Below are 13,170 nucleotides of genomic sequence, written 5' to 3' on the forward strand. Positions count from 1 at the left end.
CGGTGATCGACGGGCGGATACGCAGGTGAAAGGCACTCCGAAACCTTGGTATTGTTGTCCATGTCGCCGCGGGGAACACCCCGCGCGGCAGACACCTTGTCCGGGTGGCGGAATGGCAGACGCGCTAGCTTGAGGTGCTAGTGCCCTTTATCGGGCGTGGGGGTTCAAGTCCCCCCTCGGACACCAGCGGGAACCCCAGGTCACCTGGGGTTCTTTTGCGTTTCCGGGGTCGGGGTCGCGGTGTCGCTCTCGGCCCAGAGGGAACGCACGTGCCCCAGATGCCGGGCCATGCAGCGCTCCGCACCCTTCGCGTCGCCGGCCAGCATCAGGTCGAGGAGTTCGATGTGCTCCTCCGCCGACGGGGTCAGCTGGTCGCGCTCGTCCAGGGTCGTGAGGCCGTAGAGGCGGGAACGCTTGCGGAGATCGCCGACCGTCTCGACCAGGCGGTCGTTGCCCGAGAGGGCGAGGAGGGACAGGTGGAAGCGGCGGTCGGCCTCAAGGTAACCGATGAGGTCGTGATCGCGGGCGGCCCGCACGATCTCCTCGGCCACGGGGCGCAGGACCTCCAGGTCCGCGCGGGCCGCGGTGCGGGTGATCCGGCCGATCATGGGGACCTCGATCAGGCTGCGGATCTCCGTGTACTGGTCGAGATCCCGCTCGTCGACCTCGGTGACCCGGAAGCCCTTGTTGCGGACGGGCTCGACCAGGCCCTCCCGTGCCAGGTCGAGCATCGCCTCGCGGACCGGTGTGGCGGAGATGCCGAAGTCCTCGGCGAGGCCGGGCGCGGAGTAGATCTCGCCGGGGCGCAGCTCGCCGGAGATCAGGGCGGCCCGCAGGGCGTGGCCGACCTGGTCGCGCAGTCGCTCCCTGGTGGTGATGAGGTTCTTCTGTTTCAGGTGCCCCATGGTGTCCCCTCCGGTGATCCCCGCGCCCGCGCGGATCACCAAAGTACAATGTCACGTTGCCAGTTGGGGACCGGGCCCGGGCCAGCTCGTTCCGGACCATGGCCGGTCTGTGCGCGACCGGGGTGCCATGAGGGTCAGGGCGTGGGGGTCAGAGGAGGAAGCCCGCGGGGAACGGGTCGGCGGGGTCGAGGAAGTACTGGGCCGTGCCCGTGATCCAGGCGCGGCCGGTGATGCGGGGGATGACCGCCTCCAGGCCCGCCACCTGTGTGCGGGCCACCAGCCGGCCGGTGAACTCGGTGCCGATGAAGGACTCGTTGACGAAGTCGCGCTCCAGCGGGAGTTCGCCGCGGGCGTGCAGCTGCGCCATCCGCGCCGAGGTGCCCGTGCCGCACGGTGAGCGGTCGAACCAGCCCGGGTGGATCGCCATTGCGTGCCGCGAGCGGTGGGCGTCCGAGCCCGGAGCGGCCAGGTACACGTGCTTGACCCCGGTGATGTCCGGCTGTTCGGGGTGGGCCGGCCGGTCCGGCGAGCCGTTGATCGCCTCCATGACGGCGAGGCCCGCGGCGAGCAGGTCGTCCTTGCGGTCCCGGTCGAACGGCAGCCCCAGCGAGTCGAGTTGCACGAAAGCGTAGAAGTTGCCGCCGTACGCCATGTCGTACGTGACCGTGCCGTGGCCCGGCACCTCGATCTTGCGGTCCAGGGCGACGCAGAAGGCGGGGACGTTGGTGAGGGTCGCCGAGGTGGCCGCGCCGTCGGTCACCCGCACGTCGACGCGGACCAGGCCGGCGGGGGTGTCCAGGCGCACCGTGGTCACCGGCTCGGTCACCGGCACCATGCCCGTCTCGACGAGGACGGTGGCCACGCCCAGGGTGCCGTGCCCGCACATGGGCAGCAGGCCGGACACCTCTATGTAGAGCACTCCGTAGTCGGCGTCGGGACGGGTCGGGGGCTGCAGGATCGCGCCGCTCATCGCGGAGTGGCCGCGCGGCTCGTACATCAGCAGGGTGCGCAGGTGGTCCAGGTGCTCGATGAAGTGGAGTCTGCGGTCGGCCATGGTGGCGCCGGGGATCACCCCGACTCCGCCGGTGATCACGCGCGTGGGCATGCCCTCGGTGTGCGAGTCGACGGCGTGGAAGACGTGGCGGGTGCGCATGGATCCCTTCCGTTTCGCTGGTGCCGGGCGATGGGGGCGTGGGGTTCGCCGGGTCGGCTGATGGGGGCGTGGGGCTCAGTGGTGGCCGGCGGCCATCGCCTTCTCGGTGGCCGCACGGACCAGTGCCTCCGTGGCGCCGGACAGCGGTGAGCGCGGAGGGCGAGTCGGGCCGCCGGTCCGGCCCACGATGTCCATCGAGAGCTTGATGGACTGCACGAACTCCGTCCTGGAGTCCTGGCGCAGCAGCGGGTGGAGCGAGCGGTAGAGCGGGAGCGCCGTGTCCAGGTCACGGGCGCAGGCGGCGGCGTAGAGCTCGGCGCAGGTGGCGGGGAACGCGTTCGGGTAGCCGGCGATCCAGCCGACCGCGCCCGCGACGGCGAGTTCGAGCAGCACATCGTCCGCGCCGATCAACAGGTCCAGTTCCGGCGCGAGTTCGGCGATCTCGTACGCCCTGCGGACGTCACCGCTGAACTCCTTCACGGCGACGACGGTGCCGTCCCCGTGCAGGTCGGCCAGCAGGTCCGGGGTCAGGTCGACCCTGGTGTCCAGGGGGTTGTTGTAGGCGACGACGGGGAGGCCCGCCTTGGCGGCCTCGGCGTAGTGGTCGCGTACGGAGCGCGCGTCGGCGCGGTAGGTGTTGGGCGGCAGGAGGAGGACCGAGCCGCAGCCCGCCTCGGCGGCGTGCTCGGCCCAGCGGCGCGACTCGGCGCTGCCGTAGGCGGAGACGCCGGGCATGACGCGGGCTCCGTCGCCGGCGGCCTCGACGGCGGTACGGACGACGCGGGCGCGCTCGTCGTCGGTGAGCGTCTGGTACTCGCCGAGGGAGCCGTTGGGGACGACGCCGTCACAGCCGTTGGCGATGAGGTGGCGGACGTGCGCGGCGTACGCGTCGTAATCGACGGAGAGGTCCGTGCGCAGGGGGAGCGCGGTGGCGACCATGATGCCGCGCCAGGGGCGGTCGGGGGTCCAGGTGGCGGAGGTCATGACGGCTGCCCTTCTGTCGGGTGGGGCGGGGAGGCGGGGGTGGGTGAATCGCCCGGGGGCGACGCGCCGGTGCCGTGCGGCTCTCCGGGCTGCGCGTCGTACCGCTCTACGTACTGCGCCTCGTGCGGCTCTTCATGCCGCGCTCCGTACGGCGCTCCGTGCGGCAGGGCTTCCTGGGGCGGGGGTGAGGCGCCCGGGTCCTCGGGCAGGCCGGCGAGGGTGGCCAGCGGGACCGGTGTGGCCAGGGGGCGGCGGTCCGGGGCCGGTACGGGTGCGTTGTGGGCTTCGGCGGGCCGTGGGGGGCCGGAGTCCGGCGCCGAGGTGAGGGCACTCGCCCACGGCGCCGAGGGGGAGGCGTCCACCCGCGGGGACGACGGCGTCGCGGACGCGGCCAGGCACGTCACGGCCGATCCGCACATCCGCCCCTGGCACCAGCCCATGCCCGCGCGGGTCAGAAGCTTCACGGTGCGGGCGTCACGGGCGCCGTACTCCCGGACGGCCTCGCGCACGCGGCCCGCGGAGACCTCCTCGCAGCGGCAGACGTCCGTGTCGTCGGAGAGCCACCCCGGCCAGCCGGGCCCCGGGGCGTGCGCCGCGGCCATGACGTCGGCGAAGGCACGCATGCGGTCGCGGCTCCGGCGCAGCGCACGTAAGGCGCGCAGGTCACTCCGGGCACGGGGGCGCGAGGCCGTCGCGGGCTGCCGTCCGGTCAGCCGGGCGGCGATGGCAAGGCCCGCCAACGTGCCTTCAGCGATGGCCAGTTGGGCTCCCCCGACCCCCGACGTCTCGCCCGCCGCCCACATCCCGCGCAGCGACGTCTCCTGCAACGGGCTGAGCTCCAGCGCGTGGGTTCCGTCGGCGGTGCTCCGGGTGGCGCAGCCGAGGCTCGTCGCCAGGTCGATCTGCGGGATCAACCCGTGGCCGACGGCAAGCGCGTCACAGGCGACGTGGCGGCCCGTGCCCGGCACCGGCCGCCAGTCGCGGTCGAGGCGCGTCACCGTCACCGCCTCCACCCGGTCCGTGCCGTGCGCCTCGGTCACCGCGTGGCGGGTGCGCAGCCGTACCCCGTGCCGGATCAGGGCCGCGCCGTGTCGGACAGCCTCCGTCAACTTCTCTGGCTGGGCGGCGATTACGTCCGGCCTGCGAGCGTAACCGAGATAGCCGGAAGCCTCGATCAGTTCGGGTACCTCGGCCCCCGCCGAGGTCAGGGAGGCGGCCACGGCGAGCAGCAGAGGCCCGCTGCCCGCGACGACCACCCGCCTTCCGGGCAGGACGAGGCCGGACTTGAGCATGGCCTGGGCGCCGCCCGCGCCCACCACGCCGGGCAGGGTCCAGCCGGGGAAGGGGAGGTGGCGTTCGTACGAGCCGGTGGCCAGGAGAATCGCGCGGGCCCGCACGGTGACGGGGCGCCGCCCCTGTCCTGTACGGCTGTTGGGACCGTCCTCGCCGTTACGGCTGTTGGGGTCGTCCTCGCCGGTGAGGGCGTGCACGGTCCAGTCGTCCTCGGCCGCCCGCGTGATCGTCCATGCGTCGTGCCCGGAGAGCCGGGTGAGGCCGCTCGCCGCCAGGCGGTCGCGCAGGTCGGCGAAGACCTGCCAGTCGTGGTGGAGGGCCTCGGGACGGGTGGCGCGTGCGGCGGGTGGCGCGTGGCGGTAGTACTGGCCGCCGGGCTGCGCCGCCGAGTCCAACAGGGCTACGGACAGGCCGAGTTCCGCGGCACTCGCGGCGCCGGCGAGACCGGCGGGACCGGCGCCGAGCACCGCCACGTCGTACCGTTCGCGGCAGGAGGGGCGAGTCCTGGACTGCCGCGCGGCCGCGGGCTCAGGCGTCGAACCCGGCATGGCCGTGTCCCTCCTGGCTCGTGACCGCGTCACCGGGGCGCGCGGTGACCAGGCAGGCCCGCCTGTTGGGCGCTCCGTTGACCGTCGCGAGGCAGTCGTAGCACTGCCCGATCCCGCAGAACGCGCCGCGCGGCCGGCCGCCGACCCGGGTGGTCCGCCAGGCCAGGATCCCCGCGGACCACAGCACCGCGGCGATGGACTGCCCCGGCCGCGCGTCGATGCGGCGCCCGTCGAAGGTGATCGGGAAGGTGCCCGCGGAAGTGGCCCGCACGAGGTCGGCGGGGGTGACCCCCACACGACGGTCCGGGGTGTGGTCGTCGGGCTTGTCACGCGCCACGAAGGCGGCTCCTCTCAGGTCAGACGTCGTGGGTGGACGTGGTGCGGGGTGCGCGCCGCACGCCGGAGTCGCGCGGCGGCGCGAAGCGCTCCGGCCTGAACGGGCCTGGTGGGAGCGGAGGTTCACGTCCCGTCAGCATCGCCGCGACCAGCGCGCCCGTCGCCGGGGCGAGGCCGATGCCGGCGCCCTCGTGACCGCACGCGTGCAGCAGGCCGGGCACCCGCGGGTCGGGGCCGATCGCCGGGAGGTGGTCCGGAAGGTAGGGGCGGAACCCCGCGTAGGTGCGGATCGCCCGTACCGTGGCGAGGGCGGGGAACAGCCCGACGGCCTGGGCCGCGAGGCGCCGCAGGGCCTCCACCGACAGGGTGCGGTCGAAGCCCACGCGCTCCCGGCTCGCCCCGATCAGTACGGGTCCCGCAGGGGTGCCCTCGACCACGGCGGAGGTCTGCAGCGCCGCGGAGTCGCTCGCGACGTCGGCCACGTAGTCGGCGGAGTACACCTTGTGGCGCACCACGCGCGGCAGGGGTTCGGTGACGAGGACGAAGCCGCGGCGGGGGAGGACCGGCAGTTCCACGCCCGCCAGTCGGGCGAGCCGGCCGCCCCAGGTGCCGGCCGCGTTGAGCACGTGCGGCGCCCGCACCTCGCCCCGGCGCGTCCGCACCCCCCGCACCTCGCCCCGTGACCCGGTGAGAACCGCGGTGACCTCCTCACCGAGCCGCAGGGTCAGACGCCCGGTGCCGGCGGCCGCCCGTAACAGATGGGCCGCGGCCAGGGCGGGCTGCACCTGTGCGTCCTGGGGGTAGTGGAAGCCGCCCGACAGCCCCGGGGCCAGGTGGGGTTCGAGGTCGGGGAGCCGGTCCGCCGGCACCTCGACGGCCTCGACGCCCGTGCGGGTCTGGCCCGAGGCGAAGTCGCGGAGCGCGGCGAGAGCCGGCTCGGTCGGGGCGACGACGACGCCGCCCTTCGCCTCGTACTCGATGCGCACGGGGAGTTCGGCGGCGAGCTCGCGCCACAACCGGGCCGAGAGCAGGGCGAGTTCGAGTTCGGGGCCCGGCTCCTTGTCGGAGACGAGGAGGTTGCCCTCGCCCGCTCCGGTGGTGCCGCCGGCCACGGGCCCGCGGTCGATGACGGTGACGTGGAGGCCGGCGCGGACGGTGTAGTAGGCGCAGGCGGCGCCGACCACTCCCGCCCCCACGACGATGAGGTCCGGCGATCCGGACGAGTGTCCCGTGAGCACGGCAGTAATATTTCACATGGCACTGATGCTGCCAAGGGGTCGCGCAGCTCCAAGGTCAAAGGCGCCAGAGGGAGTTGACCGGAGGGGGCGGCGGGCTGGCGAGCCCCCTGACCGGGGCGGTCGCCGACGCGGTCTCCCTGCGGGTGGCGCTCACGCCGCTGATCGCACTGCCGGCCCTCGGCTGGTTCCTGTTGCGGACACTGCGCGAGCCGGGAGTGGCGGCGACGCCCTCGCGCTGAGGCGGGGGCTCCCGCAGGCCAGGGATGCGGGAGCGCGGCGCTTCGCGAGTCCGGGGCCGCGGGAAGCCGGGATCCGGCACGGGTTCCCGGTGTCTGAGGGGTTGTCAGTGCAATTTCACATTACTACGTTACGCATCACATGGTTCAGCGGAGCTCCCGCAACTGCCACTGCATGAAGGTGAGTTGAACACCCGACGCACGACATCTCAGGCACGTCCCCGATGTATGACCTCCACCCCACACCTCTCAGGAGCCATCGGTGTCCCAGCCACGACCACGCACCCTGCGCAGATCCGTGCTCGCCGGAGCGATAACGGCGACGATCTACCTCACCGCTGCCCCGTACGGATACGCGGCCGCCCCCTCCGCCCAAGAGGCTGCGCCCCGCACCGCCACGACGGCCCCCGCGCCCGCCGCGCCCAACCCCCTGGACGTCGTCGACCGCAGGGCGAAGGCTCCCCGGCCGGGCGATGCCAGGCTCCCGGCGCCCGACGGGCTGCGGGACGGCCGCACCCCGGGCGCCCGCACGCCGAAGCCGAAGTCGCAGGCGAAGGAGCGGCACACCGCCCGCCCCGCGGTCGCGCCCTGCACCCTCGACGGCGTCACCGGGCTCTCGCCCGAGCGCTTCGCCGACTTCCTCGCCGACCCGGCCGTCACCGCCGACGACTGTCTGAGGACCCTGATCTGGACGTGGGACGCGCGTCTCGCCCCGGTCATGTCGGACGCCCACGTCCAGGCCGTCTCCGACCGCGTCACCCGGCTCGCCCCCGCCCACGACGGCAAGAACGGCGGTCACCTCCTGGAGCTGCTCACCTATCTCCACGCCGTCGCCTACCAGGACTTCTCGCACGACGAGATCGACGTCACCGACGCACCGACCGTGGCCGCCATGCGCCGCGCCGTCGACACCTTCGGCTCGGCCGCCCGCACCTTCGACGCGACCAGGACCAACGCCGAATCGCTGCGCGAGGCGCTCTACGCGGCGAGCGCGCCGGGCCTGCGCCAGCACCAACTCCCGCTGATCAAACGGGTTCTGGCCACCATGGACGGCGCCCACCCGAACACGGCGAAGGACGCGGCCTGGGGCGGCTCCGCGCTCGCCGCGCTCTCCCTGAACTACCTCGGCGTGTACCCCGGCAATCACGACGACGCCTTCCACGCGGCGGTGCGGGCCGACTCCTCCTACCGCGCCGCGTTCAAGGCCTTCGGCGGCTACACCCACCTCAAGGACACCGGCAACGCCTGGGTGGTCCGGGACGCGCTCAGCGAGTACGGCAGGCTCGGCCAGATCGACGGACTCACCGACGAGATCGTCGCCGGGCTCGGCGGCCTGGTGGCCACCACCGCCCGCAACTTCGGTGAGGGCAGCGCCCCGTGGGCCAAGGTCGCCACCTGGCTCAACGAGTTCGGCGCCTGCGCGCCGTATCAGGTGTGCAAGGCGGACATCGAGCGGCGGCTCTTCCCGTACATCTACACGTACGACAAGAGCGGCATGAAGGTCCGTACGGCGCTCGGCCGGGACGCCGTCGACCAGCTGTACTACGCGAGCAAGCAGGTCAAGGCGCAGTTCCACCGCGTCGTCGGGACCGAGGAGCCGCTCGCCGGCGACCCCAACACCGGTCTGACGACCATCCTCTACGCCTCGCGCGCCGACTACGAGAACTACCACCCGCTGCTCACCGGGATGGGCACCGACAACGGCGGCGTCTACATCGAGCGGGGCGCGACCTTCTACACGTACCAGCGGCGTGTTCCGCAGGACTCCACGCTGACGTTGGAGGAGCTCTTCCGGCACGAGTACACGCACTACCTCAACGGCCGCTGGGCGGTGCCCGGCTTCTTCGGCGAGGGCCCGTGGTACGCGGGCGACCGGACCACCGCGATGGACGAGGGCACCGCCGAGTTCTTCGACGGCGCCACCCGCGACGACGGCATCAAGGTCCGCAGATCACTGGTCCAGGGCATCATCGACGACACGGCGAACGGTGGCCCGCGGATGACCGTGGACCAGCTCCTGCACGCCACCTACGACGGCGACGGCTTCCGCTTCTACGACTACGCCGGCACGTTCTTCGAGTTCCTGTGGACCGAACGCCCCGCGCTGCTCCAGGAGATGTACCGCCACCTGCGCGCCGACGACCCGGCCGGCTTCGACGCCTGGCGCGACCGGCTGGGCAGGGACGGCGGACTGCAGAGCCGCTACGACGCCTTCCTCGACCGGCAGATCGCGCACGTCGACGACCTCTTCGTGCCCGACACCAGGTACGTGCCGGTCACGCAGCTCCGCGACAGCACCGCGGAGCAGGTCCGCGCCTCCCTCACCGCGACCACCGGCATCACACCCGTCTGCCGCGCCAACGGGGCCGCGGAGCGCCCGCGTTACGCCTGCACGGGCCGCATCACCGCGAACCTGAGCGCGTCCGGCGACGCCGACGCGGTCTTCGAGGACATGGCGGAGACCGTGGACTACTACCTGCTGGACCGGGCCGCTTCGGGGGACAACAACCTGGCCGACATGAACTGCTCGTTCGGTGAGGTGGAGATCTGGTCCGACGGGCGCGCGGGCAGCGCGGACTTCAGCTGCGAGGGCCCACTGAAGGGCTGAGGGTGCGCCCTCTTCCGCGCACCCTCCTGTTCGCCCACCTCGTCGTCAGCTCGCCGCGCCCGCGAGCAGTTCCGCCGCCGCGATGCCCGACACCCGGGTCGCGCCGTGCGTGACGAGGTGGGTGGCACCGAGTGTGTCGCCCGCGGGGACGCCCATCTCCACGACGAGGGCGTCGGGGCGGTTGCGCAGGATCCGGTTCAGGGTGTCGGTCATCCAGCGGTGCCGGGCTGCGTCGCGGACCACGACGACCAGGGCGCGGCCCGTCGCCGGGATCAGCGCCTCACGGGCCAGCGGGTCGTCCGTGTGGGCGAGTTCGGACTCGGTGAGGCGCACGGACGTGGTGCCCGGGCGCAGACGGCGCAGGGGCGCCGCGACGCCCCAGGGGGTGTGTCCGTCGACGGCGAGGTTCATCATGGGGGAGAGCTCGACGACGTGCGGGGTGCCGGCGAGCGGGAGGGCCGCGTCCGCCGTGCCCGCGCGATGGCGCACCCGCACCGCGCGCCGGGCCGCGACCAGGCCGATGTCGGAGGGCCCCGCGTCGCGCGCCACGGCCCGGGAGCGCTCGCCGGACCAGGCCGCGAACTCATGGACGCGCCTGCTCGCCTCGACGAGCCGCGCCTCGGGGAGCGTGCCGTCGATGACCGCCTTCACCAGGGCCGTCGAGAGCAGGTCGAAGGTGGCCTCGTCGGCGCTCTCACCGCCCACGCAGACCGCGTCGACGCCACCGGTGACGGCCTTCACCGTCGCCCCGTCGATGCCGTAGCGGTCGGTGACCGCGCCCATCTCGATGCCGTCGGTGACGAGGAGTCCGTCGAAGTGCAGTTCTCCGCGCAGCAGTTCCACCAGGATGCGGTGGCTGAGGGTCGCCGGCAGGTCCGGGTCGTAGGCGGGGGCGAGCAGGTGCGCGGTCATCACCGCGCGGACGCCCGCCTCCATCGCCGCGATGAACGGCGGCAGCGCGGTGAGCGCGATCTCCTCCGCGGAGCCCTGCACCTGCGGCAGCCCGTAGTGCGAGTCGACGACCGTGTCGCCGTGCCCGGGGAAGTGCTTGGCGCAGGCGGCGACGCCGGCGGCCTGCAGCCCGCGGATCCAGGCGGCGGTGTGGCGGGACACGACGTCGGTGCGGGAGCCGAAGGACCGTACGCCGATGACCGGGTTGAGGGGGTTGGAGTTGACGTCGGCGCTGGGCGCGAAGTTGAGGGAGACGCCCGCGGCGTGCAGATCACGGCCGATGTCGTGCGCGACCCGCTCGGTCAGGTCGATGTCGTCGACCGCGCCGAGGGCGAGGTTGCCCGGCCGGGACGAGCCGGTCCACGCCTCCAGGCGCGTCACGTCGCCCGCCTCCTCGTCGATGGCGACGATCAGGTCGGGGTTCTCCGCGCGCAGCTCGGCGGTGAGCCGGGCGACCTGCTCGGGGGTCTCGATGTTCCGCGCGAACAGCACGACGGACCCGAGGCCCTCGGCGATCGCCCGGCGCAGCCAGTCGGGGGCCGTGGTGCCCTCGAAGCCGGGCTGCAGCACGGAGTGGGCGAGGTGCTCCAGAGTCGGGTCACTGCTCGATGCCATGGCGCGACCTCCGAAGTTGCGGGTGGGACAGGCGGTGAACGGGGCGAGAGGCGGGACTTCTGCTCATTGGTCCAGGCCAATCGGATAGTGGATATTGGCTCGTACCGAACAGGGCTGTCAAGGAGGCGGAACCGGTCGAGGCGGTCGAAACCACCATGGCGGGGCCGGAGTTGGGGAATCCTTGGAACTTCCGCCGGTGGCATCCGCTGAGGGGAGAAGGGTCATGCGCAGGTACGAACTCGTCGGCAGGCGCGACATCCGGCTGGTCACGGATGTCGCGGTGCCCGAACCAGGACCGCTGGAGGTTCTCGTGCGGGTGCGGGCCTGCACGGTCTGCAACCGCAGCGACCTGGCCTACTTCCACTACTACGGACTCCGCGACCACTGCTCCCAGGGCTGTTTCGGCCATGAGGTCGCCGGGGTCGTGGAGGCCACCGGCGCCGGTGTGCGCCGTGTCGTGCCCGGGCAGCGGGTGTTCGTGAGGACGCCGCTCACCACCGGGTACGCGGACTTCGCGCTCGCCCGGGAGATATCCGTGGGCGCGCTGCCCGACTCCGTGCCGTTCGAGCAGGGAGCGATCCTGCAGCTCCTGCCGCTGGCCGTGCACGCCACCCGGGGCGTGCGGCTCGGCGACCGCGTCGCGATCGTCGGCCAGGGGCCCGTGGGGCAGTTGGCGCTGCGGGTCGCGGTGGCGCGCGGCGCCGCCGAAGTCGTCGCCGTCGACCTCGACGACTGGCGCCTGGAGCGGTCCGCCGCCGCGGGTGCCGACGCGGTCCGCCGGGTGGACGGCAGCCCCGGGCAACTGGCCGTCGTCGGAGCCGACTTCGACGTGGCCGTCGACGCCGTCGGCACCCCCACGACCCTCAACGCCTGCGTGGCGCTCGTACGGCAGAACGGCCTCGTCGTCCTGCTCGGCACCCACCACGTCGACACGCACGTCACCGTCGACCTGGTCACATGGGAGCGCAAGGGCCTGCGCGTGCACAGCTCCGCGGAGCCCCTGGACACCGCGCGGGCGGAGGCGCTCGCCGTCGCCGAACGCCTCGCCCACCGACGGACCGACGCCCTGCGCCTGCCCGACCTCCACACCCACACCTATCCCCTCGACGAGCTCCCCAAGGCCATGGAGCACCTCTCTGCGAGCCGCTCCCTCTATCCGGACGCCGAACAGGCCCCCTACGACGGTCCGCCGCCCGAGACGCTGAAGGTGGCGATCGTCCCCTGACGCGCATCGATGTGGGGGGCCGGACCCGGACCGAGAGGGTGGCCGCGTGAGATGGGGCATCGCCGGCTACGGCGACATCGTGACCCGCCGCGTCCTGCCCGCCCTGCACGCGCTGGGCGAGGAACCGGTGGCCCTCTGGGGCCGCGATCCGCACCGGGCGGCCCGGACCGCCGAGCGCTACGCCGTCGCGCGGTCCGGCGACGACCCCGAGCTGCTGCTGTCCGACGTCGACGCGGTGTACATCGCCACCCCCGTCGTGCACCATGTGCCCTTCGCCCGGGCGGTGTTGGCCGCGGAGATTCCCGTACTGATCGAGAAGCCGCTCGCCGGGAACATCGGAGCCGGCGGGCCGCTCGTGGCCGGCGTGGCGCCCGGCAGCGGCAAGGCGCTCGGTGCGGCGGCCCCGTGCGCGGGGGTCGCCTATTACCGCAGGCTCGCGCCTGCCGTGCGGCGGCTGCGCGAGGAGCTCGGCGGATGGGCGCCGGACCGGGTGGAGGTGCGCTTCCGGTGCGCCTTCGCGCCGGGGCCCGACGACCCGATGCGCTGGCGCACCGACCCGGCCGTGTCCGGCGGCGGCGTCCTCGCGGACGCCGGGAGCCACCGCATCGACCTGCTGCTCCACCTGTTCGGACGGCCGCGGACGATCACGGCCCGGCTCGGCGCGCGTTTCCCCCGGGGCGCGGAGCGGCAGGCCGACCTGGTCCTGCGCTGGCGGAGCGGCGTACGCGCGCACTGCCGCGTGGAGTGGGGCGACGGGCCGCCCGTGGACCGGATGCGGTTCACCGGCGGTGGCCGCACCCTGACCCTCGACCCCCTCGACTCCGGCCGCATCGAGGGGGTGGTGGGGCCGTCCCCGGCGCTGCTGCTGCCGCCCGCGGCCAATCCGCACCAGGATCTGCTCGCCGATTTCGCGGCCGCGGTCGCGACCGGCACGGCTCCGGTGTGCCCGGTCGCGGAGGCCCGGCTCGTCGACGACGTACTGGTGGCGGCGGAGCGCTCGGACGCGGCGGGCGGCCGGGCGGTCCGCCCCTGGGGTTGAACCGCGCGTACGGATGCGTCGTGGAACCGCCCGTACGCG

The 13,170-nt window shown here is 73.4% G+C and carries 11 protein-coding genes and 1 tRNA gene; 5 read left to right on the plus strand and 7 right to left on the minus strand.

The features are described from left to right. Positions 1 to 98: 98 nt before the first annotated feature. Positions 99 to 186 (plus strand) — tRNA-Leu (locus ACZ6B8_RS11230). Positions 187 to 200: 14 nt separating this feature from the next. On the opposite strand, the gene ACZ6B8_RS11235 is transcribed toward ACZ6B8_RS11230, so the two are convergent. The 6 genes from ACZ6B8_RS11235 to ACZ6B8_RS11260 all read right to left on the minus strand — a co-directional run bounded on the left by ACZ6B8_RS11235 (position 201) and on the right by ACZ6B8_RS11260 (position 6,457). Continuing rightward, the gene (locus ACZ6B8_RS11235) at positions 201 to 905 is read right to left on the minus strand and encodes a GntR family transcriptional regulator (protein WP_471072856.1); all 705 of its coding nucleotides are present in this window, start codon (positions 903 to 905) and stop codon (positions 201 to 203) included. A gap of 148 nt (positions 906 to 1,053) precedes the next feature. Further along, positions 1,054 to 2,058 (minus strand): proline racemase family protein, encoded by a 1,005-nt coding sequence (locus ACZ6B8_RS11240; RefSeq protein WP_471607036.1) that lies wholly within the window; start codon positions 2,056 to 2,058, stop codon positions 1,054 to 1,056. 75 nt (positions 2,059 to 2,133) lie between these two features. Beyond that, positions 2,134 to 3,042 (minus strand): dihydrodipicolinate synthase family protein, encoded by a 909-nt coding sequence (locus ACZ6B8_RS11245; protein ID WP_471607037.1) that lies wholly within the window; start codon positions 3,040 to 3,042, stop codon positions 2,134 to 2,136. Continuing rightward, the gene (locus ACZ6B8_RS11250; protein WP_471607038.1) at positions 3,039 to 4,883 is read right to left on the minus strand and encodes an FAD/NAD(P)-dependent oxidoreductase; all 1,845 of its coding nucleotides are present in this window, start codon (positions 4,881 to 4,883) and stop codon (positions 3,039 to 3,041) included. Before ACZ6B8_RS11250 ends, ACZ6B8_RS11245 begins: the two co-directional genes overlap by 4 nt. Then, on the minus strand, positions 4,864 to 5,178 hold the full coding sequence (locus ACZ6B8_RS11255; RefSeq protein WP_471607192.1) for a (2Fe-2S)-binding protein: 315 nt from the start codon (positions 5,176 to 5,178) through the stop codon (positions 4,864 to 4,866). The genes ACZ6B8_RS11250 and ACZ6B8_RS11255 overlap by 20 nt, the downstream gene beginning before the upstream one ends. Positions 5,179 to 5,239: 61 nt before the next feature. Beyond that, positions 5,240 to 6,457 (minus strand): NAD(P)/FAD-dependent oxidoreductase, encoded by a 1,218-nt coding sequence (locus ACZ6B8_RS11260; protein WP_471607039.1) that lies wholly within the window; start codon positions 6,455 to 6,457, stop codon positions 5,240 to 5,242. Positions 6,458 to 6,531: 74 nt separating this feature from the next. Here ACZ6B8_RS11260 and ACZ6B8_RS11265 point away from each other — a divergent pair, with 74 nt between their 5' ends. Together ACZ6B8_RS11265 and ACZ6B8_RS11270 are read left to right on the plus strand one after the other, a co-directional pair. Beyond that, positions 6,532 to 6,696, plus strand: a complete 165-nt coding sequence (locus ACZ6B8_RS11265; RefSeq protein ID WP_471607040.1) for a hypothetical protein — start codon at positions 6,532 to 6,534, stop codon at positions 6,694 to 6,696. 259 nt (positions 6,697 to 6,955) lie between these two features. Further along, positions 6,956 to 9,301: a collagenase gene (locus tag ACZ6B8_RS11270; protein WP_471607041.1), complete on the plus strand. Its 2,346-nt coding sequence runs from the start codon at positions 6,956 to 6,958 to the stop codon at positions 9,299 to 9,301. A gap of 45 nt (positions 9,302 to 9,346) precedes the next feature. Here the strand turns inward: ACZ6B8_RS11270 and ACZ6B8_RS11275 are convergent, their stop codons facing one another. Then, on the minus strand, positions 9,347 to 10,867 hold the full coding sequence (locus tag ACZ6B8_RS11275) for a glycoside hydrolase family 3 protein (RefSeq protein ID WP_471072831.1): 1,521 nt from the start codon (positions 10,865 to 10,867) through the stop codon (positions 9,347 to 9,349). 223 nt (positions 10,868 to 11,090) lie between these two features. Between ACZ6B8_RS11275 and ACZ6B8_RS11280 the strand changes: the two genes are divergently transcribed. Both ACZ6B8_RS11280 and ACZ6B8_RS11285 read left to right on the plus strand, forming a co-directional pair. Next, entirely contained in the window at positions 11,091 to 12,092 is a 1,002-nt protein-coding gene (locus ACZ6B8_RS11280) for a zinc-dependent alcohol dehydrogenase (protein ID WP_471607042.1), read from the plus strand. 46 nt (positions 12,093 to 12,138) lie between these two features. Then, positions 12,139 to 13,131, plus strand: a complete 993-nt coding sequence (locus ACZ6B8_RS11285; RefSeq protein WP_471607043.1) for a Gfo/Idh/MocA family protein — start codon at positions 12,139 to 12,141, stop codon at positions 13,129 to 13,131. The last annotated feature ends 39 nt before the right edge of the window (positions 13,132 to 13,170 follow it).

The organism is Streptomyces sp. NPDC041122 (genome assembly GCF_055592445.1).